At 39.3% G+C, this 23,659-nt stretch carries 21 protein-coding genes; 17 read left to right on the top strand and 4 right to left on the bottom strand.

All coding sequences use genetic code 11. The features are described from left to right. Positions 1 to 39 precede the first annotated feature (39 nt). Positions 40 to 1,107 (bottom strand): choloylglycine hydrolase family protein, encoded by a 1,068-nt coding sequence (locus tag IGM04_RS12015; protein ID WP_086318176.1) that lies wholly within the window; start codon positions 1,105 to 1,107, stop codon positions 40 to 42. Between the two features lie 176 nt (positions 1,108 to 1,283). Between IGM04_RS12015 and IGM04_RS12010 the strand changes: the two genes are divergently transcribed. Beyond that, complete coding sequence (locus IGM04_RS12010; protein ID WP_033594880.1) at positions 1,284 to 2,945, top strand: SulP family inorganic anion transporter; 1,662 nt, start codon at positions 1,284 to 1,286, stop codon at positions 2,943 to 2,945. A 165-nt stretch (positions 2,946 to 3,110) separates the two neighbouring features. Here the strand turns inward: IGM04_RS12010 and IGM04_RS12005 are convergent, their stop codons facing one another. Next, entirely contained in the window at positions 3,111 to 3,803 is a 693-nt protein-coding gene (locus tag IGM04_RS12005; RefSeq protein WP_033594878.1) for a hypothetical protein, read from the bottom strand. Positions 3,804 to 3,995: 192 nt separating this feature from the next. Here IGM04_RS12005 and sylA point away from each other — a divergent pair, with 192 nt between their 5' ends. The 6 genes from sylA to allE all read left to right on the top strand — a co-directional run bounded on the left by sylA (position 3,996) and on the right by allE (position 10,647). Then, positions 3,996 to 4,448: a transcriptional regulator SylA gene (gene sylA / locus IGM04_RS12000; RefSeq protein WP_002383314.1), complete on the top strand. Its 453-nt coding sequence runs from the start codon at positions 3,996 to 3,998 to the stop codon at positions 4,446 to 4,448. Between the two features lie 18 nt (positions 4,449 to 4,466). Beyond that, positions 4,467 to 4,979, top strand: coding sequence for a GNAT family N-acetyltransferase (locus IGM04_RS11995; RefSeq protein WP_010712859.1), 513 nt, complete (start codon positions 4,467 to 4,469; stop codon positions 4,977 to 4,979). Positions 4,980 to 5,573: 594 nt separating this feature from the next. Continuing rightward, a complete protein-coding gene (gene allW / locus IGM04_RS11990) occupies positions 5,574 to 7,070 on the top strand; it encodes an allantoin permease (protein WP_016614926.1) in 1,497 nt (498 codons plus the stop codon). After that, positions 7,071 to 8,435 carry an allantoinase AllB gene (gene allB / locus IGM04_RS11985; protein ID WP_086318177.1) on the top strand — a complete coding sequence of 455 codons (1,365 nt, stop codon included), beginning with the start codon at positions 7,071 to 7,073 and terminating at the stop codon, positions 8,433 to 8,435. Positions 8,436 to 8,616: 181 nt separating this feature from the next. Continuing rightward, positions 8,617 to 9,840, top strand: coding sequence for an allantoate deiminase (gene allC / locus IGM04_RS11980; protein ID WP_002383320.1), 1,224 nt, complete (start codon positions 8,617 to 8,619; stop codon positions 9,838 to 9,840). Positions 9,841 to 9,861: 21 nt separating this feature from the next. Next, positions 9,862 to 10,647 (top strand): (S)-ureidoglycine aminohydrolase, encoded by a 786-nt coding sequence (allE, locus tag IGM04_RS11975; protein ID WP_086318178.1) that lies wholly within the window; start codon positions 9,862 to 9,864, stop codon positions 10,645 to 10,647. Between the two features lie 117 nt (positions 10,648 to 10,764). Here allE and IGM04_RS11970 read toward each other — a convergent pair whose 3' ends face one another. Further along, complete coding sequence (locus IGM04_RS11970; RefSeq protein WP_086318179.1) at positions 10,765 to 12,390, bottom strand: PucR family transcriptional regulator; 1,626 nt, start codon at positions 12,388 to 12,390, stop codon at positions 10,765 to 10,767. Between the two features lie 171 nt (positions 12,391 to 12,561). Between IGM04_RS11970 and IGM04_RS11965 the strand changes: the two genes are divergently transcribed. Together IGM04_RS11965 and IGM04_RS11960 are read left to right on the top strand one after the other, a co-directional pair. Next, on the top strand, positions 12,562 to 13,770 hold the full coding sequence (locus tag IGM04_RS11965) for a pyridoxal-phosphate-dependent aminotransferase family protein (protein ID WP_002355061.1): 1,209 nt from the start codon (positions 12,562 to 12,564) through the stop codon (positions 13,768 to 13,770). A 97-nt stretch (positions 13,771 to 13,867) separates the two neighbouring features. Next, positions 13,868 to 15,127: an MFS transporter gene (locus IGM04_RS11960; RefSeq protein ID WP_002378762.1), complete on the top strand. Its 1,260-nt coding sequence runs from the start codon at positions 13,868 to 13,870 to the stop codon at positions 15,125 to 15,127. 45 nt (positions 15,128 to 15,172) lie between these two features. On the opposite strand, the gene IGM04_RS11955 is transcribed toward IGM04_RS11960, so the two are convergent. Further along, positions 15,173 to 15,433 carry a metal-sensitive transcriptional regulator gene (locus IGM04_RS11955; RefSeq protein ID WP_002355063.1) on the bottom strand — a complete coding sequence of 87 codons (261 nt, stop codon included), beginning with the start codon at positions 15,431 to 15,433 and terminating at the stop codon, positions 15,173 to 15,175. Between the two features lie 168 nt (positions 15,434 to 15,601). Here IGM04_RS11955 and IGM04_RS11950 point away from each other — a divergent pair, with 168 nt between their 5' ends. The 8 genes from IGM04_RS11950 to IGM04_RS11915 all read left to right on the top strand — a co-directional run bounded on the left by IGM04_RS11950 (position 15,602) and on the right by IGM04_RS11915 (position 23,659). Beyond that, positions 15,602 to 15,916, top strand: a complete 315-nt coding sequence (locus tag IGM04_RS11950) for a rhodanese-like domain-containing protein (protein ID WP_010776140.1) — start codon at positions 15,602 to 15,604, stop codon at positions 15,914 to 15,916. Continuing rightward, entirely contained in the window at positions 15,917 to 17,566 is a 1,650-nt protein-coding gene (locus IGM04_RS11945; protein WP_086318180.1) for an FAD-dependent oxidoreductase, read from the top strand. Next, positions 17,559 to 17,858, top strand: a complete 300-nt coding sequence (locus IGM04_RS11940) for a rhodanese-like domain-containing protein (protein ID WP_002355066.1) — start codon at positions 17,559 to 17,561, stop codon at positions 17,856 to 17,858. The genes IGM04_RS11945 and IGM04_RS11940 overlap by 8 nt, the downstream gene beginning before the upstream one ends. Positions 17,859 to 18,029: 171 nt before the next feature. Continuing rightward, entirely contained in the window at positions 18,030 to 19,196 is a 1,167-nt protein-coding gene (locus tag IGM04_RS11935) for an efflux RND transporter periplasmic adaptor subunit (RefSeq protein WP_002359132.1), read from the top strand. Next, complete coding sequence (locus tag IGM04_RS11930; RefSeq protein WP_002367351.1) at positions 19,189 to 19,863, top strand: ABC transporter ATP-binding protein; 675 nt, start codon at positions 19,189 to 19,191, stop codon at positions 19,861 to 19,863. Before IGM04_RS11935 ends, IGM04_RS11930 begins: the two co-directional genes overlap by 8 nt. Beyond that, a complete protein-coding gene (locus IGM04_RS11925) occupies positions 19,860 to 21,068 on the top strand; it encodes an ABC transporter permease (protein ID WP_086318181.1) in 1,209 nt (402 codons plus the stop codon). Before IGM04_RS11930 ends, IGM04_RS11925 begins: the two co-directional genes overlap by 4 nt. A gap of 380 nt (positions 21,069 to 21,448) precedes the next feature. Further along, a complete protein-coding gene (locus IGM04_RS11920; RefSeq protein WP_002359135.1) occupies positions 21,449 to 22,114 on the top strand; it encodes a helix-turn-helix domain-containing protein in 666 nt (221 codons plus the stop codon). Between the two features lie 96 nt (positions 22,115 to 22,210). Further along, positions 22,211 to 23,659, top strand: coding sequence for an amidase (locus tag IGM04_RS11915; RefSeq protein ID WP_086318182.1), 1,449 nt, complete (start codon positions 22,211 to 22,213; stop codon positions 23,657 to 23,659).

Raw genomic sequence — 23,659 nt, 5'->3', positions numbered from 1 at the left:
CTTTGACCAAGTACCTGGTCAGAGACGTTGTTTGTGTTTTTATTGATTTAAATCTGTTAGTAGTAGCTCGTTAGAAACAGCAAAAGTAGTAACTTCTGTTACAGCTGGATCCAAAGTGTATTTTGTAAATGAGGTAGTACTTTCTGGTTGGACATACATGGTTAGATTAGTCACATCATATCCTGACCAATAATGTGTGAAATCAGACAGAGAATTACTTTGACCTAAATGGCCAATCCCCCGAGGAATCATCACTGTTTGGAAGGCGCGATAGAGTTGCATAATCCCTTCAGAGCTATCAAATTCTTGGAGATTGTCAGAATAGTATAACGCACGAATGAAGCGTGACGGCGAAGTGAAGTCTCCTGGGATTCCTAATAGTCCGTAAGAAGTCCCACCTTCAATTGGGTCAAGTGTTGCGCCTGATTTTAAAGTGTAAGGTTCCTTAATAGCATAGTTGCGCATCCCGATATAGTTTCGTGCATTGGTTAAATGATAATTGTATTCTGGGCTGTTTGTGACTACGCCAAGCGAATCATAAATGACGAACGCTCCGTTATCTGTTGGTTGCAAAACGATACTATTATTATTTTTATCATTAATGGTCCAGTGTAAGGTAAAATGAACTTCCCCCAATGAATCAAGTTGGAATTTTTGATCTAACAGGCCGATTTTTTCAAAAGCTACTTTTACTTCGTCAACGCTTTCAAAATTACTCAAAATATAAGCGAGTACTTCTTCTGCAATATGAGGTGTTAAACCACGATCTGCTAAACTTTCAGCTGGTGCTGTTGAAGATTCCATTAAATATTGAATATCACCAGATAAGCCGGCTTCGTTGATACCATCTGTGATAGCAAGGCTGACGGTTTTACCATTGTTCGCTGGTTGATCTGTGCCTGACATTGCTAGTCCCATAAAGGCATATTTTGCCGTCCAAGGATTTAGTTGGCTGTTTAGAACTGTACCTTTTGGAAATTGAGCAATTAGAGTAGGGATTTTTGGTGCAATTGGATCTTCGTTGCCAAAAAAGTCAAACGTAAAATCCATCGTACGTCCATAAAAAATATCATTTGTTTTGGAAATAATCTTGATGCCTGTACACATAATAGTTTCCCCCAATTAATGTAAGTTTGTGAAGCCTGTTTACTAGTTAAGCATATCATACTCTAGGAAACAGCGGTGGCTAAATTCCTAAAATATTAGACAATTTTGTCTAAATGAGGTGAAAAAAATTTTTTAGCGATTTCCTTCACAAAACACCTTATTATCTTTCCGAAAATATGATATCTTTAGAATGGAAATTTCATGAAAAGAGGATGCGAATGTTTAAAAAGTACACACAAATGATAAGGGATGAATTTAAAGGGTATAATCAAAAAAAATTGAAAAAAGATTTCTTGGCAGGTTTGACTGTCGCAGCCGTCGCGTTGCCGTTAGCGTTAGCGTTTGGGGTCTCTAGCGGCGCCACTGCAGCAGCTGGCATGATCACGGCGATTATCGCTGGAATTGTGATTGGGAGCCTTTCAGGTGGGTTTTATCAAATTTCAGGACCAACAGGTGCGATGGCAGCTATTTTAATGTCAATTGCGGCAGTGCATGGCATGCAAGGGATTTTGTTGGCCACCTTTTTGGCGGGAATTTTCTTGCTTTTGGCAGGGATTTTGCGCTTAGGGAGCTTGACTTCTTTTATTCCGTCACCGGTCATTACCGGGTTTACTTCAGGAATTGCTATTATTATTGCGTTGGGGCAGCTTGATAATTTCTTTGGGGTTCGTTCAGAAGGCCACAATTTAATTGAGAAAATCAGCAGTTATCGTTCATTGGGCTTTGATTTAAGTATACCAACGACGGTTATGTCGATTTTAGTGGTGCTTGGATTAGTGTTCTTTCCGAAAAAGTGGAATGCGATGATACCAGCTTCATTGGTGATGATTATTTTAGCTACTTTAGCAACAGTGGTTTTTCAACTGCCAGTGGCCACTGTAGGGAAAATTCCGACAAGTATTTTTAGTGATACACGTTTGGAACTTGGTTCGCTTCAATTAAGTGCGTTTCAGGATATTTTGGTGCCTTCGATTAGCATTGCTATGTTAGGTATGATTGAAAGTTTGCTTTGTGGCGCTTCGGCTGGTCGCATGACAGGGAAACCATTAGACAGTAATCAGGAACTAGTGGCACAAGGAATTGGCAACTTAATTTTGCCATTTTTCGGTGGCGTGCCTGCGACGGCAGCGATTGCCCGGACGAGCGTAGTGATTAAATCTGGTGCGCAAACACGTTTAGCGGGTATTTTTCATGCGGTCTTTTTATTGTTATCGATGTTGCTTTTATCGCCAGTCATGTCTAAAATTCCCATGCCTGCGTTAGCTGGTGTTTTAGTGGTGACAGCGTGGCGAATGAATGAATGGTCGGTGATTAAAGAATTCTTCCAGAAACGTTTCCACACAGCCTTATGTTTATTCTTTTTAACGATGGTAGCGACCGTTATTTTTGACTTGAGTTTAGCGATTGTTTTAGGGGTCTTAGCGGGTTGCCTGTTTTTCATTGCGAAAAGTGCCGTGATTACGATTAATGTCGAGGAAGTTGATTGGTCAAGAATGGGGCTAGTACCGACCGAGTGTACAGAAAATTGGGTGGTGGTTTATTTGAGTGGCCCGTTATTTTTCATGTCTTCTGAACGATTGAAACAAACGTTACTGCAATTGGAAACAAAAAGTGGTGTAGTATTTTCAATGCGAGGAGTTCCTAGCATTGATAGTACGGCGCTAGATATTTTAGAAGAATTTTGTCTCGCAGCAGAAGGTCGTGGACAACAAGTTCAATTTGCCGCTCTGCAACCAGAAGTTGAAAAAATGATTCGAACCATTCAAGGAAATCAAGAGAAAGAATACCATTTCTCAGTCGCAGAATTTTTACAAACGGTGCATGTTGCAGAACAATAATTCATTTTCAAATGAAATGTTCTATTTTCTATCGCGGGCTTAATGGGTGAAGAAATAAGAAAAATAAGTGGGGAATAAAACGAGTTTCTAGATGAGTTCCTAAAAAATAATGAAGAGAAAACTTCTAAGTATGAAGTTTTCTCTTTATTATTTTTTTTAGGTTATTTATTGAATTACTTCTAGCATAACGTCTTTTTGATCATCCGTAACATTGCCTGCGTAGTTAGGAGTGATTAAAGATATCGAACCATTTTTATTGTTGAATAAGTATAAAGTACCCGATCTATTTTGTTCATCGTTTGAAGAAATATTAGTTCCTAAAATTAACTCTGTATTTACTTTAACGGTGCGAATACTGTTATCGGCCGCTGAAAATATTCTAATCTCTTTTGTAGGAATTGTATTTATAGATAGCTCATATTTATTAATGGCTTCTTTCACTTGATCATTTCCAGCCCCAAACAATTTAGTTCGGAAGGTAGCAGTTGGTGTTGAATTTAAGTTCTCTAACGTAATTGAAGTTGGCACATTCATTCCTTTAAAATTAAATACTAGTGGATTGTTTAAGCTACTAAGATCGACAGCATAAGGTGTTGCTTCTAAAGAATTTGCTTCTTCGACATTTGTGGATACTTCATTTTTAGACTTTGCCGAAGCTTGAGTGGTACTGGCACTTTCTGAAGTTTCTTTTAGTTTATTATTAGAGCTTGTTTCTGTGCTAGAACTGTAATGATTAGCACTGCTTTTCATTGATGTTGTATGATTGGTAGAATTTTCTTGTTTTTTAGGTTCATTCGCTTTTTGAGAACTACAACCTGTTAAAAAAATAACTAAAATAACACAAAATAATTTTTTCATACTATTCCTCCTATAGACGCTATAACTAATTTTATCTTACTTGTTAATATAACAAAAGAAATAATTATTTTATTTTCACGAATGCTCAAATTGTTTAAATCTGTAGTTTTTATACTTATTTTTGTTGCATTTGCAACAAAAATAAGTTAAAGTAATGACAATCATAAAATATTAGCGAAAGGAAGTGTCCTAGTGACAGATATTTTAAGAGAAATTGGCATGATTGCGCGGGCCTTAGATTCAATCAGTAATATTGAATTTAAGGAATTATCTTTAACACGAGGACAATATCTTTATTTGGTCAGGGTCTGTGAAAATCCTGGAATTATCCAAGAAAAGATCGCCGAACTGATTAAAGTTGATCGAACCACAGCGGCGCGGGCGATTAAGCGTTTGGAAGAACAAGGCTTTATTTATCGTCAAGAAGATGCAAGCAACAAAAAAATTAAGCGGATTTATGCCACAGAAAAAGGGAAAAACGTTTATCCAATCATTGTGCGCGAAAATCAACACTCGAATCAAGTTGCTTTGCAAGGCTTGTCAGAAGTGGAAATTTCACAATTGGCAGAGTACTTAGTCCGGATGCGTAAAAATGTCAGCGAAGATTGGGAATTTGTCAAAAAAGGGAACACTCGAAATTATTAAGGAAAGGACGACTGATTGATGGGAGAAATAAAACAATTAACAATAGAAGATGCACCAGCGTTACAAGAAATCAGCATTGAAACTTATACAGATACTTTTGGACCGTACAATACGCCAGAAAATATGCAAGCCTATTTAGTAGAAGCCTACAATTTAGAAAAATTACAAAAGGAATTGGCTAATCCCTACTCTGACTTTTATTTTATCTTGGTCGATAATCAATTGGCTGGCTACATGAAATTAAATCGTGAGACGGCACAAACGGAACCGATGGGGTCAGAAAAGCTCGAGGTTGAGCGATTGTATATTTTACCTGCGTTTAAAGGAAAGAAGCTGGGAACACAGTTGTTAGAACTGGCGGAAGAGAAAGCTCGTGAATTTAGTAAAAACGCACTGTGGCTAGGTGTCTGGGAACACAATGATGCGGCGCGGGCATTTTATAAAACGATTGGCTACCGCTATTATAGTCAACATTCATTTTTTATGGGAGACGATGAACAGACGGATTTTATTTTGTTAAAGGAATTATAGCAAGAAAATTTAGAAACAAAGATTTCTGATAAAATCAGAAATCTTTGTTTATTTTTTTGACTAAAATTAAGCATTTTTTTATTTTCAAAATGTTATTTTTTAAAACGTAAAAATTGAAAAAGAAGATTTTAAATCTGTGAAAAGTTGTCGATCTTGTGAGAAAACTCTTTTGTCAGCGTCTTTTTTTAGGCTGGGTCTCTTCCTGAAAATCCACTTCAGTTTATCCGTTTTGTGTGTTTTTGATTAAAAAATGTTGTGTTGGATTTCATTTAACTGTATAATTTATTTATGTCATTTTTAATAATAAGCGTATTTTAGCATTGAAAAAGAGAAGTTGTACATAATATGTGAATAAAAAGATTTGTTTCTTATTTTCTAGAGTGAGAGGGCGATATAAAAAAGGTTGCTATTTTTTCGTTCAAAGTGAACAAAGAATCGTTTGTTATTTAGTTGGGGTAACTAATGATTCTTGTTATAAAAAGCGCTTACAATTCGTGTGATGAGAGTAGTACGCATGTTTGTGCAAAAGTGACAAAAAAGAGAAGGCAGGGTGTTTTAATAGAAAAAAATTTTTAATAAAAAGGAGAGTTTGTCGTGGAGAAAAATGTGTCTCAAGTAACAGCTCAAGAAGAAACAGCGATGAAAGCACGTGGCTACAATGAGGATTTGTTGCCAAGTAGCCCGAAACAACGGACGATGGGCGCGCGCAATTTTTTTACATTATGGATGGGTTCGATTCATAATATCCCGAATTATGCAGCAGTGGGCGGCTTTATTTTCTTAGGTTTATCGCCGCTGCAAGTTATGCTGGCAGTTGTGTTAAGCTCATTCATTGTAGCAACTTTCATGAATTTGAATGGCGTGGCTGGCTCTAAATATGGGATTCCTTTTGCGATGCACTTACAGTCTACTTACGGCAGTCTCGGAGCAAAACTGCCAGGGTTCTTAAGAGGTTGTGTGGCCGCGATTGCTTGGTTTGGTCTGCAAACATTTACAGGATCGCTGGCTTTATTAATTATTCTCGGGAAATTTTGGCCGAACTTTTTACAAATTGGTGGATCATTCCAGTTTTTTGGTCTTAGGCTACCTGAATTAATGGCGTTTACTCTTTTTTGGCTCTTAAATGTGGCAATAGGTTTCGGTGGTAGCAAAATTTTGAACCGTTTTACCGCCATTTTAAGTCCGTTGATTTATGTCGTTATTATTGGATTAACGATTTGGGCCATTCGAGCTGGGGGCGGTTTAACACCAATTTTGTCCTATCAAGTTTCTGGTGCGATTCGTTCAGTCAATCCACTGGTGGCGTATCTGATTATTTTTAACTCGGTTGTGGCCGTTTGGTCAGCGCCTGGTGCGAGTGTGGCGGATTTTACTAAGAATGCGCGCTCGACACGTGCTCAGGTTGTGGGGCAAACAGCAGGTTTAGTTGTTGGTTATGGGATTTTCGCTTTTTCCAGTGTGGTTATTCTGTTAGGTGGTTCGCTGTATTTTGGGATTCAAGAATGGAATATTTTAAACATTATTGATCGTTTAGATAATGTGGCAGTGGTGGTCTTAGCCATGTCGGTTTTCTTATTAACGACTATTTCAACGAATGCAACGGGGAACATCATTCCGGCAGGTTATCAATTGGCGGCGCTATTTCCTAAAAAAATGACATATAAAAAAGGCGTCATGATTGCCAGTGTTATTAGCTTTCTTATTATGCCTTGGAAACTGATGGAAAACGCCGATAGTATTTTTATTTTTCTGAACGCAATTGGGGCTGTTTTAGGACCAGTCGCTGGTGTGATGATTGCGAATTATTATTTTGTTCAAAAGCAACAAATTGATTTAAATGCTTTATACGTAGATAAACACAAAAAAGAGGAAGCCAATCCTTTTTACGGATTAAACAAGCCGGCGTATGTCGCTACTATTCTGGCGTTGGTTCTTTCCTTAAGTGGTCAATTTATTCCACAGGTTAAAATCATTGCTGATATTTCGTGGTTTGTGGGCTTTGCCACAGGTTTTGTGCTGTACTTAGTGTTAAAAAAATGGACTTGGGATTCAAAAAAAGTGAAAGAAACAGCTTATCAGGAGGGAAAATAAATGCAAGCAGAGTTAGTGATTAAAAACGGGTTAGTTATTTTAGAAACTGGAGAAGTCATTACGGATGTCGCCGTTCAAGGAGGAAAAATCGTAGCGATTGGGCAAGACTTGTCAGGAGAACGTGTGATTGATGCGACGGGTTTAGTCGTTAGTCCTGGGATGGTGGATGCTCATGTTCATATTACCGATCCTGGTGGTGGTTACCGCGATGAATGGGAAGGGTATGTCACAGGAACGGCCGCTTGTGCCAAAGGGGGCGTGACGACCTTTATGGAAATGCCTTTAAATCAGATTCCAGCAACTGTGGATAAGACCTCTCTTGAGATCAAATACAAGGCAGGAGAAAATAAACTAAAAGTAGATGTAGGGTCATTTGGCGGCGTGGTCCCGACCAACTTGGCTGGCGGGATTCAGGAACTTGATGAAGGAGGCGTTTCCGGCTATAAATGCTTTTTAGGAACGTGCGGCGATCGTTCAATTGAAGGAGATTTTCAAAATGTCGACGATTATTCGCTATATGAAGGAATGAAACAAGTCGCCAAGACTGGCAAAGTGCTAGCAATCCATGCAGAAAATGCGCCAATTACGGATAAATTAGGCGCGTTAGCTTATCAAAATGGCGAAACGACTTTAGCAGCATATGTAGCTACACGTCCTGTGTTTACCGAAGTTGAAGCGATTCAAAAAGCCATTTTATTTGCCAAAGAAACAGGTTGTCGGATTCATATTTGCCATGTGGCTTGTCAAGAAGGCGTGAAAGAAGTTTTGAAAGCCCAAGCAGAAGGGGTAGATGTGACTTGTGAAACATGTACGCATTATTTATATTTTACCACGGATGAACTTGATGCCATTGGTCCAGTTGTCAAATGTTCGCCGCCGATTCGTGACGCGGACCAACAAGCCGCCTTATGGAACCACGTGCAAACAGGCGGAATCGCGTTTGTAACCTCTGACCATTCTCCTTGTACGCTAGACTTAAAAGATACAACCAATGCTTTTGAAGCTTGGGGCGGCATTTCTGGTGTTCAAAATAACGTCGATGTGTTATTCGATGAAGCCGTCCAAAAACGTGGTTTATCCTTGAAACAATTCGCGGATATGATTGCAGCAAACCCAGCTGACCGTTATCACTTAGCACAAAAGGGCCGCATCAGTATTGGTAAGGATGCCGATTTTGTACTAATTAAACCTAATGCGCCGTATATCTTAAAAGCAGAAGATTTAGAATATCGAAATAAAATTAGTCCTTACATTGGTCGTGAAATTGGGGCCCAAGTGATTCAAACAATTTTAAGAGGCGAAACAATTTACGCACAAGAAACTGGGGTAACCGAGGCGTTTAACGGCGTATTTATCAAAAATTAAACACCTATTTTAGAAATGAAAAGGGACAGAAGCGTGATTGAATTAGCGCCTCTGTCCACGAGTTAGAGGATGTTCATTGGTTGTTTTGCACAAAAAAAGGCTTAATTTTGTTTAATAAGTACAATGAAGATAACTAGGGAAACGTTTACAATCAGAGTGTAATCAGTCAGGAGGTTTTGTGATGGACTTGGAAAAAGTTTTAAAACAAAGAATCGAAGAGTTGTCAGCAATTGGGAGTGATCCTGCAGGAGGGATGACACGCTTACTTTATACAGATTCGTGGTTGGCAGCACAAAAGTATGTGCAAAGCCAAACTGAGGCGTTTGGACTGGAAACGCAATTTGACGAAGTCGGGAATCTGTTTTGTCGAGTGGCAGGAACGGAATTTCCTCAGGAAACGATTTTAACTGGGTCACATATCGACACAGTAGTTAATGGTGGGACCTTAGATGGTCAATATGGTGTTATTGCTTCCATGACGGCTGTTCAATATTTATTAGACAAATATGGGAAACCACGGCGTTCTCTAGAAGTGCTTTCCATGGCTGAAGAAGAAGGGAGTCGTTTTCCAACGGTTTTCTGGGGAAGCAAAAATGTCGTTGGTGAAGCCAAACGTGAAGAAGTAGTCGATATCTCTGACAACGAAGGCAAAAAGTTTGTTGATGAGATGCATCGCCAAGGCTTTGATTTTCGGCAAGAGCAAACTAGACGTGAGGACATTGAAGCATTTGTCGAAATTCATATTGAACAAGGCAATATTTTAGAGAACGAAAAGCTCCAAGTCGGTGTTGTTCATAGTATTGTAGGGCAACGTCGCTACACGGTTAACTTAAAAGGGCAAGCCAATCATGCAGGTACTACGCCAATGAGTTACCGTCATGATGCGGTATATGGCTTTGCTAAAATTTGTGCAGAAGCCATTGATCGTGCGAACGAAATTGGGGATCCGTTAGTTTTAACATTCGGTAAAGTCATTCCGAAACCCAATACAGTCAATGTGGTGCCTGGAGAAGTGGAATTTACAATTGACTGCCGTCATACCGACGCTGCTTTTTTACGACATTTTACAGGTGAATTAGAAGAACGGATGAAGACAATTGCTCAAGAATTAGGCTTGACGATTGCAATTGACCGCTGGATGGATGAAGCCCCTGTACCGATGAATCAAGCAATTGTAGAAGTTATTGAACAAAAAGCCAAAGAAGGCAAGTATCAGTATCGTATGATGCATAGTGGCGCTGGGCATGATTCGCAAATTATTGCGCCCCATTACCCGACAGCGATGATATTTGTGCCAAGTATTGGTGGGATTAGTCATAATCCAGCAGAAGCAACGGCATTTCCAGATTTGGTTGAAGGTGTCAAGCTTTTAGCAGATACCTTATATGAATTAGCGTATAAATAAGATAGAAAAGGAAGAATTGTGATGGGTTATAAAAATAATCGAGTTGGTTACCAAAAAGAATTGTTAACATCAAGAGCTGTGATAAAAAAAGACAATTACGCCATTATTCCCCATGATGGTTTGGTGCAAAATGCAGTACCTGGTTTTGAAAATGTCGATATTTCCATTTTGGGATCGCCTAAATTAGGTGCGACATTTGTGGATTACATTGCTACGTTTCATAAAAATGGTCAACAAACAACTGGTTTTGGTGGCGACGGGATCCAAACGTTGGTTTATGTCATTGACGGTCGTTTGCGCGTTTCAGATGGTCAAGAAACTCATGAACTTGAAGCAGGGGGCTACGCCTACTTTACGCCTGAAATGAAAATGTATTTAGCGAATGCACAGGAAGCGGATACAGAAGTTTTCTTATATAAAAAACGCTATCAGCCGTTGGCGGGCCATCAACCTTATAAAGTGGTTGGGTCAATTCATGACCGACAACCCGAAGAATATGAAGGAATGACAGACGTTTTACTTTGGAGTTTATTGCCGAAAGAGTTTGACTTTGATATGAATATGCATATCTTATCTTTTGAACCAGGCGCTAGTCATGCCTATATTGAAACGCATGTCCAAGAGCATGGTGCGTATTTAATTAGTGGCCAAGGGATGTACAATTTGGACAATGAATGGTATCCAGTGGAAAAAGGGGACTATATTTTCATGAGTGCCTATGTGCCACAAGCAGCCTATGCGGTTGGTCGTGAAGAACCGCTAATGTACGTTTATTCCAAAGATGCCAATCGTGAACCAGAATTATAACGAAAAGCCGAATGTAAAGTAATGACCTCGGAACAATAGGATTTGAACACGCAGTGGTGAACGGTAGAGTCCTTTTTCTTGGTAGACGTTACTTTTATTCGGCTATTTTCCTGTTAATTATTTTTCTGAAAGTTCTAGCGCTACCCGTAAGAGTAAACTCGTCTCAGGCTCTTGAATAGAGATGTCTAATAATTTTTCACATTGATTCATGCGATATTTAATGGTGTTTCTATGAAGGTAAAGAGCGTTGGCCGTTTTAGTAATTTCGCAATTGAAATCTAAAAAAACTTTCAAGGTTTTTCGTAATTCTTGTAACGTCGGTTCCGTCGGATAGGCCAACTCTTTCAATTGTTGCTGGCAAAAGTATTCAACATCTTTAGTGCCAATCTTTTCAAAAAGTCCAGCTAGGCCTTTGGGATGGAACAATTGCACAGTCGCTGGTTTTTGAGCGTGTAAAGAAGCCTCTAATGTCGAGGAAGCTTCAATATAAGAATTAGGTAAATCTTCTAGGTTTTCATAAGCATTGCCTAAAGCAAAGCGAATGGTAATAGGCAAAGCCTGTTGCAAACGTTCAGCGAGGTTTTGCAAAATCATCAAATGGTCATTTTTCTTAGATTGAAAAATCAAGATACTTTTATTTTGATTTTTTAATTTAAACAAGGCGACATCTGGCAGGATTTCCGGCAATTGTTCTTTGAGCCATTGGAAAATTAGTTGCCCTTCCGCTTGCTGATAACGAATATGGGTTTCATTTTCTGGTTTAGTCACGCCGTAGACAATCGCTAATTGATAATAATCACTGTTGATTAAACGATAATTTTTCCAAAGTTCCAACCAATTTTGATGTTTACTCAGCGCTTCTTGATGTGTATCAAGCAAGCGGTCCAAAAAGTCTGTTTTGAGATGTTCAAAAGATTCAGCAATTTTCTGGTTTTTAAATAACATAAAAGTCAAAACTAAAATGGCCTGATCAATGGCAAATTCAGAAATAGGGTAAGGAATCTGTTCAGGAGATAAGACCAATAAATAATAGGGAAAATAATCGTTCACACGAATTGGAAAGCCAGCTACTTGAATGTTTTCTTGTCGCTCATCCTGTAAACGAAAGATTTTCTTTTCTTGTGCCAATTGTTGAAAGTGGTCTTTTGATAATTGTTCGATGAAAAACTCCGCCGATTTTTGATTGCCATAAAAATAATTCGAGTGGGCAATCACCTGTTGCCAAGGACTTAATAAAATAATTGGCGCATTTAAAATTTTCGCAAATTCAGCGATGAAGCGCGTAGCATCAACATCTTGCATTAATAATGTTGAAAAACGCTTTTGTATGTCAAATGCTACAGACATCTGTTCGGTTTTGCTATCACGAAGATAGCCTACAATTTCATGCAACAACCCGCCTAGTGGCTGTGTGCTAGGAATTTTAATCAGGGGCAAATCAACGGCACTGGCATAGGCAACAATTTCTGGTGAAATTTCGTCAAGGAACCGCCCAACTTTGATTCCTAAAGCCGTACACTCTGCTTGTTTTAGCGAGTCAATAAAAGGTTTCAATTTTTCTTGATCATCTTTATAAATCATTGCCGTTGTTAAAATCATGACATTTTTAGGGATAAAATCAGCCACATCAGGTGTTTCCGTGATTTCTACACTTTCCAAGGGCTGTGTTAAGTTTGAGTGAGACGATAATAATTGTAAGTCAGAAAATCTTGGTAAAGCCAAGACCTCAGCTAATATTTTCATCACAACAACCTCCTTTTTTTATAGTATAGCGAAGAATAAAAAGGAGTACAAAAGATAGTTATTGAATATGTCTAAAAAACAAAGTCAAAATAGTGCAAATTGAACAATGAATTTCTGGGTTTTTCCAAAGATAATAAAAGAGAAGAATTAAAAATGAAGTGAGGGATTACTATGTATCAACAACCAAATTTTGTACGGCGAACAATCATGACGCCGGGACCAGTCGAAGCCCATCCATCGGTACTTCGTCAAATGGGTCAACCAATTTTAGGGCAATTTGATCCAGAATTTCTACAGATTATGGACGAAGTTCGGGAAATGATTAAAGTACCTTTTGCCACAAAGAATCAACAAGCCTTTGCCATTGATGGCACGTCACGTTCAGGCTTGGAAGCGGGGTTATTTGCGTTGATTGAGCCAGGCGACAAAGTGCTTGTGCCTGCGTATGGCCGGTTTGCTTATTTATTAGGTGAAATTTGCGAACGCGCCCGGGCCGAAGTCATTTATTTAGAAAAGGACTGGCTCGCACCGTTTGAGCAAACAACGGTGATTGAAGCGATTAAAGAACATCAACCAAAAATTGTTGCGATGGTCCACGGCGAAACGGCGAATGCACAAATGCAACCGCTGGATCAAATTGGCGCCTTTTGTCGGGAAAATGAAATTTTCTTCGTAGTAGATATGGTGGCGACTTACGGCGGTGTCGAAACAAAGGTCGATGATTGGAAGATTGATATTGCGGTAGCAGGCACTCAAAAATGTGTCAGTGTACCTTCAGGCCTTTCTTTGATTACTTACAACCAACGTGTGGCCGACTATCTGGCGGGCCGTTACCAAAAAGAGTTAGGGCTTGGCGCGGATGCGCGGAATGAACGGTTCATTCAAAGTAACTACTTGGATTTATCGCAATTAGAAAAATATTGGGGACCAGAGCGCTTAAATCACCATACAGAAGCGACTACAATGATTTATGGGCTACATGAAGGGCTGCGCTTGTTACTTCAAGAAGGCATGGAAAATGTCTACGCACGCCATCGGAAAAACGATCGTATTTTAGTTGAAAGTCTGCAAAAAATGGGCTTAGAAATTTTCGGGAAGTTAGACACAAAAACACCAACAGTCATTCCTGTGGTCATTCCAGAAGGAATTGATGGTGAAAAAGTGCGGAGCTTATTACTGGATCATTTTAAAGTTGAAATTGCCTCTTCCTTCGGTGATTTAAAAGGAAAAATTTGGCGGGTCGGTAATATGGGTTACAGCAGTCGCGAAGACAATGTGTTGCATTTCTTAAGTGCCTTTGAGACTGTATTGAAACACCAAGGTTATCAATTTGAAGGCGGTAGCGGTAGTACTCATGCATTGGCTGAGTATTTAAACTAAAAAAGAAGGTAGGACAAAGGTCACTACGTAAAAAAGCGTAGTGCTTTTGTTCCTTGTGAAACGTTAACCAAAAAAATGATTGGTGGAGGAAAAGAAAATGACAGACAAGACAAAAAGTTCGTTGGCTTATTGGAAAAAAATCGTTATTTTACTATGTATGGGCTGGGTAACAATCTGGATTTATCGTTCCGCGCTTTCTCCTGTTTATCCACAAATTCGCGCGTCTCTAAATGGTAACGCTTCCGATACGGCCCTAGGGTCCATTTCTAGCTTTTATTTTCTCGGTTACGTAGTCATGCAGATTCCTGCAGGCTTCTTGGTAGACAAGATTGGGAAAAAACGTGTATTAATTCCAGGCTTTATCTTGTTTGCGCTGGCAGCATTACTGATTGCCCAAGCCCAAACGATTGGAACAATTTACTTAGGTAGCTTATTGGCAGGCTTAGGATGTGGTTCTTTCTATGGCTCGGCTTACTCGTTGACGTCGCAAAACATTCCTCAAGCCAAAAAAAGTTTTGCAACAGCTATTGTCAACAGTGGTTCAGCCGTTGGTTCAGGTTTAGGAATGATTTTATCTAGTTATTTAGTTGCCCAAAAAGGATTGCCTTGGCAAGTGATGATGTACATTTCCGCCTTTATGATTATTTGTATGTTAGTGGCTTTTCAAGTGATTATTCGCAATCATAAAGAAGACATGGCCTTGATTCAGCCAACCGTTGTTGATGAAAAAGATAACGGAGCGGTAAAAGAAAAAGTGCCCTTTAAAAAACTGTTTGCGCCACATATGCTATTTGCGTATATTTTATATTTTGGCACTTGTTATGCATATTATATGATTGTGACTTGGTTACCTAATTTTTTAAGTACCGAACGTGGTTTCCAAGGAGCGGCAATTGGATTGTCCTCTTCGCTGGTCGCATTTGCCTCTATTCCAGGAGCGTTATTTTTTAGTCGGTTGGCGGATAAGTACATGCATAAAAAAGTTCAATTCATCGTTGTTTTAGAATTTTTAGCAACAGCTATGCTCTTGTTAACTGTACAAGTAAGTAATGCGACGTTGTTATTAATTGCTTTAATTATGTATGGGTTCTTAGGAAAATTAGCTGTAGAACCAATTATTATTTCTTGGCTAGGTGAAAATGCACCAAAAATTGGAATTGGCACTACTTTGGGCGTGTTTAACTTTTTCGGCATGATGTCATCTGTGATTGCCCCAGCTTTAACTGGGAAAATTTCTGACACAACGGGTTCGAAAGTCATGGGCTTTTATATCGCCGTCGTGATTTTACTAATTGGCACGATTCTTTTTATGCTTGTCAATTTAAAAAAACGCAGGGCAGATTCCTCTAATAAATAAAAAAACAACGCAAACTTATCTTTCGCTGAATAAGTTTGCGTTGTTTTACTTTTTGACAATCATATTAATCGCTTGTGCTAATCGCTCTTCTTGTTCTTTAGGATCTTTTTCAGGATTTTCAAAGCAATGCTTTAAATTTTCCGCAACAATCATCCCCATTACGCGATCAATACTAGAACGGACCGCACTCAACTGAGTGATAACATCGATACATTCTTTTTCTTCATCAATCATTTTTTGAATCCCGCGAATTTGACCTTCTGTGCGGCGTAAACGATTCAGCACTTTCTTTTTTTCTTCAGTCATTTTGCCCCTCCTTAAGAGTAGTGATTGGTTTAAAATATACCTACACGAGGTATTTTTGTCAACTATCTTTTCTTTGAATCTAAAAATGGCAGAAATCTCTTCAGTTGACAAGTCTAACTTTTTCATGTTAAATATACCCCATAAGGTATATAAGAGAAGGAGAAAAAAATGTTATTTCAATTGTTTAAAAAAACGCCAAGTATTTCAACAAAAGAACTGCAGTCACGTTTATCTAAAGAGATAACGTTATTAGATGTCCGAACACCTAGCGAATACCGCGCAGGGCATATTCCACAAGCGATTAATGTCCCACTTAACAAAATTCCCGCCTACAACAAACCTGCTAACGAGGTCTATGTGATTTGCCAGTCCGGCATGCGCAGTAAAAATGCGGCCAAAATTTTAGCGAGAAAAAACTATCACGTGATTAACGTTCGTGGCGGGATGTCCCAATGGTCTGGTCAAATTAAAGGAGGAAAATAAATGAAAATTGTAATTATCGGAGGCGTGGCTGGTGGTATGTCAGCAGCGACACGTTTACGTCGTTTAATGGAAGATGCTGAAATTGTTGTCATGGAAAAAGGCCCTTTTGTTTCATTTGCAAACTGTGGTTTGCCTTACTACGTTTCTGGCGAAATCGCAGAAAGAGAGCAACTGCTTGTTCAAACACCCGAAGCGTTAAAGGCACGGTTTAATTTAGATGTTCGTCCTCACCATGAAGTCGTGGCGATTGATCCAATAGAAAAAGTGATCACAGTGAAACATGAAACAGAAATTTTAACAGAACACTATGACAAATTAATTTTATCACCAGGGGCGAAACCTTTTGTGCCACCAATTACAGGATTGGCAGAAGCCGAAAATGTTTTTTCATTAAGAAATGTTCCTGATTTAGATCAAATTATGACAGCCTTGACACCAGAAACAAAACGAGCCGTCGTGATTGGCGCAGGCTTCATTGGCTTGGAAATGGCAGAAAACTTACAAAAACGCGGATTAGAAGTCACTCTCGTGGAAAAGGCACCCCATGTTTTACCGCCATTAGACGAAGAAATGGCCGCTTTTGTCAAAGCTGAATTAAGCAAAAACAATGTTCAAGTAATTACGGGACAATCTGCGGTTGCTTTTGAAGAAGAAGGGCAAGTGATTCGCTTAGAAGACGGTCAAACATTAGCTTCTGATTTAACCATTTTGTCGGTGGGGGTCCAACCAGAAAATACCTTAGCAGTTGAAGCAGGTGTAGCAACTGGTTTACGTGGCGGTATTGTTGTTGATGAACGCTATCAAACGAATCAACCCGATATTTATGCGGTTGGGGATGCTATTGTAGTGAAACAACAAATCACTCAAGAAGATGCGCTGATTTCTTTAGCTTCTCCTGCCAATCGCCAAGGACGTCAAGTAGCGGATGTGATTGCTGGGTTAGAGAGAAAAAATCAAGGAAGCATTGGGACCGCCATTGTGCGAGTCTTTGATTTAACCGCTGCTTCAACTGGTTTAAGCGAACGGGCTGCTAAAGCTGCTGGACTAACAACAGCTGTTGTGCATATCAGTGGAAAAGACCATGCGGGGTATTATCCTGGCGCAACAGATCTTCAGTTAAAATTAGTTTTCCATCCTACGACAGGGGAAATTTATGGCGCACAAGGAATTGGGGCCAAGGGCGTAGATAAGCGGATTGATATTCTTGCGACCGCTATTAAAGGACAGTTAACTATTTTTGATTTGCCTGAATTAGAGTTTACCTATGCGCCGCCGTTTGGTTCAGCGAAAGATTCTGTGAACATGTTAGGATATGCAGCGATGAACCTTGTAGAAGGATTGAGTGAAAACGTTCAATGGTATGAGTTATCCAACGAATTAGCTAAGGGGGCTGTTTTATTAGATGTCCGTAATCCCGCCGAACGAGCCAATGGTCAATTTAAAAATGCTGTGTCTATTCCTTTAAATGAGTTAAGAGAGCGTTTGGAGGAATTAGACAAGTCAACGGAGTACATTGTTAGTTGTCACAGCGGTTTGCGTAGTTATATTGCAGAACGGATGCTAAAACAAGCAGGCATCTCAGCCAAAAATTTAGATGGTGCTTTTGCGCTATATCGAATGGTAAAACCGGAGGAACTAGAAAATGTATAACACGATTGGCATGCCTGAATTTTATCAGGAAGCAAAACGAAAAAAATTACCGATTATTGATGTACGAGAAGAAATGGAATACCAACTGGGGCATGTCCCTCAGGCCATCAACTTACCTTTAAGTACTTTAACCGAAAATTATCAGCAATTAGATAAAAACCAACCCTATTATCTGATTTGTCAAATGGGCTCGCGCTCCGCACAAGCGTGTGCGTTTCTCAGTCAACAAGGGTATCAAGTAACCAATGTTCTAGGTGGTACATCTGGCTGGTTGGGTCAATTAGAACAATAAAATAACAAAAAACGTTTATCCTTTTACACAGGATAAACGTTTTTTTGTTAGATAAAGATGTGTCAAAACTGTAAGAGAAATGATAGGAAGATGAAGGGACCGATTTTTTTATTCATTATATACTAAATAAAATGACAAACTCGTCAACAGAAATCAAGGAGGAACAAATAAATGAAAAAGTCAGGCCAGAAGAAGCGAAATAAAAAAGTGTGGTTCGGTATTGGTGCCGCAGTGGTCGTCGTCGGATTTATCGGAGCAAAAACAGTTTTTTCTTCAAAAGAAGTTGAACCTGAATACACAACATATACCATTACAGAAATGGCCTCATTAAAATTAGATGGTCAAGTGAGTTTTCTAGATACTCGGGATATTTTCTTTGATCCTTCTTTAGGAAAAATTGCCGAAATAAATGTTGAAAATGGTAAAGAAGTCAAGAAAGATAGTCCATTGTTAACGTACAATAACTCAGACATCCAAGCCACAGAAACAGAACAAGCGAATGCCGTTAATCGGAACAATCTTCAAGTTCAACAAGCACAAGAGAACGTTAACTTAGCCACTCAAAAATACAATGAAGCGTTAAACAAAGTTGCTGCAGCCAAGCAAAAATTAAACACCGCAAAAGAGGCTGAAGAGAAAGAAACACTAAATGCGGAAATTCAGCAATTGAATGAAGCCGTTAGTGCTGCGAATAGTGAAGTCGCCCAAGCTAACCAAGCCCTTCAATTAGCCAACAGTGATGCCGTCGGAGCAGCAAACACGCTTGAACAAACACGTGGCAAAGTCAACACAGTCGTTACAGCACCAATTGATGGCCAAGTCACTGTTGATGCTAGTGCCATGAGTAGTACCGACAAACCAGTCATTAAAATTGCAACACAAAAGAAAAATATTCAAGGAAAAGTAACCGAATATGATTACGATAAATTACAGACAGGGGAAGAAGTAACAGTGACGACCGTTGGTTCAGGCAAATCAGCGCCAGGCAAAATTGTTTCCATTGCGCAAACCCCAATAGCTAAAAATGAAGGCAATCCAGTAGTGAGTTATCAATTTACAGTAGAAGGTGATTTTCCTTGGGCAGAAGGCTTGTCTACTAGTATCGCTGTGCCACAAAAGCAAATGATTATACCGACAGCAGCAATCCAAAAAGAAGGCCAAAAAGAATTTGTCTATGTTTACAAAGCGGGCAAAGCGAAAAAAACACCGATTGAAACAGAAACAAATTTAGGTCGTAAAGTTGTCAAAAGTGGCTTGAACTGGAAAGACCAAGTGATTGCCAATCCCAATAAAGAATTAAAAGATAATCAAGATGTTCAGGTAGCTGCCAATGATTAAGCTATCCCATATTCATAAATATTATTATTCCGAAGAAGAAACACTGCATGTGTTAGATGATATTAACCTCCAAGTAGACGCTGGAGAATTTTTAGCGATTATGGGTCCTTCTGGTTCTGGGAAATCGACTTTGATTAATTTGCTAGGCTTTATTGATAAAAAGTTTGAAGGAACGTATTTATTTGAAGACCGTGAAATTGGCGACTTTTCTGATAAGGAACTATCCCGAATTAGAAATGAAGCAGTCGGCTTTGTCTTTCAGAATTTTAGTTTAATTGAAACACTAACAGTTGAAGAAAACATTGAATTGCCTCTTTTATATAGTGGGTTAACCCCAAAAGAAGCCAAAGATCGTGTCCACGAAGTTCTGACAAAAGTCGGCTTGCCAGATAAAGGCAAGAAGCATCCAAAACAACTTTCGGGCGGACAACAACAACGTGTGGCCATTGCGCGTGCGATTGTCAATCGGCCAAGTTTTATTATTGCAGATGAACCAACTGGGGCTTTAGATAGTAAAACATCGGAAGAAATTTTAACGCTCTTTCAGCAATTAAACAATGAAGGTGTCACCATTATTTTAGTGACACATGATGAAGAAACAATTGAATACTGCAATCGTTTGATTAAAGTTCGTGATGGAAAGATTTTAGAGGAGGTGCTGACATGAAACGTTCAATTATTTGGAAAACCGCCTTCCGTTCCATTTTGAAAAATAAGCGACGCAGCTTGTTAACGATGCTAGGGATTGTCATCGGGATCGCTTCGGTGATTACCATCGTGGCTATCGGTAACGGCTTTAAAGAAGACATGGTCGATAAATTATCCGCTGAAAAACAAAAAGAAAATGTGAAAAAGATTTCTTTTTCGGCCTACAACACTTCGGATATGTTTAGTGACCAAGCGATGTTTACCGACAATGATTTAGGGGGCGTGCGCATGGTTCCTGGCGTAGAAAAAATTGATTTTGATCAAAGAGAAGTTGATGGCGCCCAAAAAGGTACACTGAATTTTCAAGCAGGACCGAAAAATCTTTCCGTAACCTATGAACTTGCCAACAAAACCACCAAAGAATTGTTGGCGGGACGCCAACTGAATGATGGAGACAATGCAAAACTGGATAAAACAGTGGTGGTGGATGAACTGGTTGCCAAAGAACTCTACCAAGACCCGACTGCAGCAGTTAATCGAACTTTTCCATATAAAGAGCAACTTTTTACCATTGTTGGCGTGACAACCAATACCAGCGGTGCCATTGGTCCAGGTAATGATGACTCATTGCTTTATTTTCCCAAAAAGACCTATGAACATTATTTCGGCAAGCTAAAAGATACATCTACGTTGAAGCTAACAGTAGCACCTGGCTATCAACCAGATCAAGTATTGAAAGAAACAATAAAAACTCTCTCTCAACAAGGAACCATGAAAAACAGCGGGACGTATCAAGAATATAATGTTAAAGATACCATCAAAGAAATGGGCTCTTTACTAAATAATTTAACCTTGTTTATTTCCGCAATTGCGGCTATTTCACTGGTAATTGCTGGGGTCGGCGTTATGAATATGATGTACATTTCGGTCTCAGAACGGATTAAGGAAATTGGTATCCGACGTGCATTGGGCGGGACAGCCAGTGATATTAAAAAGCAATTCTTAACAGAAGGGATTGCCTTGACCTTAATCGGCGGAATTACTGGTTATCTTTTAGGAATGATTATTGCCTACTTAGCCTCAATGGCACTACCGTTTTCTGTTCGACCAGATTTAATGACCGTTTCATTAGCCATCGGGATTTCTGTCTTTATCGGGGTTGTATTTAGCTATTTCCCTGCCTCGGCAGCTTCAAAAAAAGACTTAATCGATATTATGAAATAAATATAAACAGCAAAAAAACAGCCACTTTTGGCTGTTTTTTTTAGTGAAAGTAGAAAAAAATCCAAAGATTTCAAGAGAAAGTAGCTAACAAACGTCAAAAGGTTGATATTAGCTACCAACCTTTTGACGTTTGTCAGTTAAATAAAAAAGAAAAAAATTAAAAAAATAGCACGTTGAGGATTAAATAACAAACATTTTTTAAATAAGACTATTGAAAATCCTTTATAAATAGGGGATTACGGGAATGACTGTTAATGACTGATTTGCTTGTAAATTTCTAAATTTTAATTCGAAAAATTTCCAGTATACTAAATATATCAAAACAAAACACGAAAATTGAGAAAATTTTGAACTAAAAAAGAATTAAGGAGGAATCAAGAATGAAAATAATGGTCATCACAAAAAATATTTTATCAGAAACTGCTTTTCAAAACCGCTTACAGCATTTAGATCACCAAGTTTTTTGTACGACGTGTCTGATTGGTGAAATTAAGGAAAGTCATTTGTTTTATCGAAAATTTGATGCCATCATTCTCAGCGAAACGATTCCTCGCAAAGAACAATATTTATATCTAAAGGAATTAGCCAGAGTTAAAACGCCGTTGTTTCTTCGCTCGGAAGACATTCCTACCTCGGAAGAATTGAGCATTAGCTATCAATATGGCATTCTCAATTGGTTACGATTGGATGCGACTTTGGATACGTTAAGAGAAAATCTCCTTTTGGCAGAATTAAATAAACCCATCCAACGAGAAGATGAAAAGTTAGATGTAGAGGGGATAAAGCTAACAGCCGCAGAACGTGCACTACTGGCTGTCTTGTATAGTACGCCAAAAGAACACTTACCAATGGAGCGCCTTTGTAAATTAATATATGACACAGAAGAAACAGCCAATAATCGAAAAAAAATGACCAAACAGCTGACAAAATTAAATAAAAAAATTCAAGTAGGGGGCTTTAAAAAACAAGGTATCCAAAATACACGGTATAAAGGCTACAAACTGCATCCGCAGTTGCTTCCTTACATTGGCGAATTATTTACTTAAAATAGAGAAGCACTTGACGAATGAAAATCACCATCACAGGATGACCCCTAAAAACCATGCTATACTAATACGGAATAGTATAGGAGGTGGGTCTGTATGAAAGACGGACTATATTGGGTACAACAATTAAAAGAACAGAAAGTAAGTCGCACAGAACTCTTAAAGGATATTGAGAAAAAAGTCCAAAAGTTAAATCCAAAGATCAATGGCTTTGTAACCTTTGATAGCCAAGAAGCAGAAGCAACTTATCAAAAAAATAAACAGCAGGACACACTATTTGCTGGTTTGCCATTTCCATTGAAAATGTTAGGCCAAGAAAAAGCGGGGTGGTCAGCAACGGCCGGTTCGCAACTTTTTAAAAATAGTACTGCAACAACTACCTCTAACTTTGTCAAACAAGCAGAAACGATTGGTTTGATGCCATTAGGACAAACCAACGCCCCAGAGTTTGGCTTTAAAAATATTACGGATCCTGCGCTTTACGGGCCAGCCCGCAATCCTTGGAACCTGGAACATTCGCCAGGCGGTTCCAGTGGCGGCGCTGCCGCAGTTGTCGCTAGCGGGATTGTTCCTATCGCCGGCGCTAGCGATGGCGGTGGCTCTATCCGAATTCCCGCCTCTTTTAGTGGCTTAATTGGCTTAAAACCTAGCCGTGGCTCCATGCCTGTCGGCCCAGAAGGCTGGCGAGGCTGGCAAGGTGCCTCGATTGACTTTGCGTTGACTATTTCTATGAGAGACACCAAAGCGTTATTTTATGGCCTACGTGGTAGCCACAGTGGCGCCCCCTACCAAGCGCCCTTGGCAGAATGGCAAACACACCCTAGAAAACAACGGCTAAAAATTGCTCTGTGCACCGCTTCGCCTATCGGCTCAATGATTTCGCCAGAAGCAACACAAGCGGCGAAACAAGCGGCTGATTTTCTGGCAGCCGCTGGCCATGAAATCATTGAGATTCCTTATCCAGTCGATGGTGCAGCGCTGATTCGCTCCTATTATCAAATGAACGGCGCAGAAACTACAGCGATGATGAATAGCATTCAACAGGGGCTCGGGCGCCCAATTCGTAAAGAAGAAATCGAACCTTTTTCATGGACCATGCATCAATTTGGCCAAAAGATTCCAGCAGCCACCTATGTTCATTCATTACAGTTGTGGGATCAAGCAGCAGTAACGATGGAAGAACTTTTCCAAAAATTTGATCTGTTTTTATCACCAACAACGGCTTTTTCAGCACCAAAAATTAACGAAGATTTGCAAAGTGAGCACATTCGTCAACGAATGGCGCAAGCAGCAGAATTAACAGAAGCAGAATTAGCTGAATTAATCTATGATTATTTTGATAAAAGTTTACAGCTAACACCGTATACTCAACTAGCGAACTTGACAGGACAACCAGCTATCAGCTTGCCCACACATGTTACGGCAACGGGGTTACCCTTAGGCATTCAATTGTTGGCTGCACGTGGACGTGAAGATCTCTTATTCCAAGTAGGCGAACAGTTTGAGCAAGAAGGCAAATTTAAATTACCAGAAAGTTACCGCTAA

Source organism: Enterococcus sp. DIV2385 (assembly GCF_051711925.1).
Classification (GTDB): domain Bacteria; phylum Bacillota; class Bacilli; order Lactobacillales; family Enterococcaceae; genus Enterococcus; species Enterococcus faecalis.
This window is presented reverse-complemented; position numbering and strand designations above follow the sequence as displayed.

Bases quoted from the DNA above. Each gene is read 5' to 3' on its own strand.
- IGM04_RS12010 (WP_033594880.1), top strand. From the start codon at position 1,284: ATGATATCTTTAGAATGGAAATTTCATGAAAAGAGGATGCGAATGTTT.
- IGM04_RS11920 (WP_002359135.1), top strand. From the start codon at position 21,449: ATGAAAATAATGGTCATCACAAAAAATATTTTATCAGAAACTGCTTTT.
- IGM04_RS12005 (WP_033594878.1), bottom strand. From the start codon at position 3,803: ATGAAAAAATTATTTTGTGTTATTTTAGTTATTTTTTTAACAGGTTGT.
- allB (WP_086318177.1), top strand. From the start codon at position 7,071: ATGCAAGCAGAGTTAGTGATTAAAAACGGGTTAGTTATTTTAGAAACT.
- allE (WP_086318178.1), top strand. From the start codon at position 9,862: ATGGGTTATAAAAATAATCGAGTTGGTTACCAAAAAGAATTGTTAACA.
- IGM04_RS11935 (WP_002359132.1), top strand. From the start codon at position 18,030: ATGAAAAAGTCAGGCCAGAAGAAGCGAAATAAAAAAGTGTGGTTCGGT.
- IGM04_RS12015 (WP_086318176.1), bottom strand. From the start codon at position 1,107: ATGTGTACAGGCATCAAGATTATTTCCAAAACAAATGATATTTTTTAT.
- allC (WP_002383320.1), top strand. From the start codon at position 8,617: ATGGACTTGGAAAAAGTTTTAAAACAAAGAATCGAAGAGTTGTCAGCA.
- IGM04_RS11970 (WP_086318179.1), bottom strand. From the start codon at position 12,390: ATGAAAATATTAGCTGAGGTCTTGGCTTTACCAAGATTTTCTGACTTA.
- IGM04_RS11955 (WP_002355063.1), bottom strand. From the start codon at position 15,433: ATGACTGAAGAAAAAAAGAAAGTGCTGAATCGTTTACGCCGCACAGAA.
- IGM04_RS11945 (WP_086318180.1), top strand. From the start codon at position 15,917: ATGAAAATTGTAATTATCGGAGGCGTGGCTGGTGGTATGTCAGCAGCG.
- IGM04_RS11915 (WP_086318182.1), top strand. From the start codon at position 22,211: ATGAAAGACGGACTATATTGGGTACAACAATTAAAAGAACAGAAAGTA.
- IGM04_RS11940 (WP_002355066.1), top strand. From the start codon at position 17,559: ATGTATAACACGATTGGCATGCCTGAATTTTATCAGGAAGCAAAACGA.
- IGM04_RS11995 (WP_010712859.1), top strand. From the start codon at position 4,467: ATGGGAGAAATAAAACAATTAACAATAGAAGATGCACCAGCGTTACAA.
- IGM04_RS11925 (WP_086318181.1), top strand. From the start codon at position 19,860: ATGAAACGTTCAATTATTTGGAAAACCGCCTTCCGTTCCATTTTGAAA.
- IGM04_RS11930 (WP_002367351.1), top strand. From the start codon at position 19,189: ATGATTAAGCTATCCCATATTCATAAATATTATTATTCCGAAGAAGAA.
- IGM04_RS11950 (WP_010776140.1), top strand. From the start codon at position 15,602: ATGTTATTTCAATTGTTTAAAAAAACGCCAAGTATTTCAACAAAAGAA.
- IGM04_RS11965 (WP_002355061.1), top strand. From the start codon at position 12,562: ATGTATCAACAACCAAATTTTGTACGGCGAACAATCATGACGCCGGGA.
- IGM04_RS11960 (WP_002378762.1), top strand. From the start codon at position 13,868: ATGACAGACAAGACAAAAAGTTCGTTGGCTTATTGGAAAAAAATCGTT.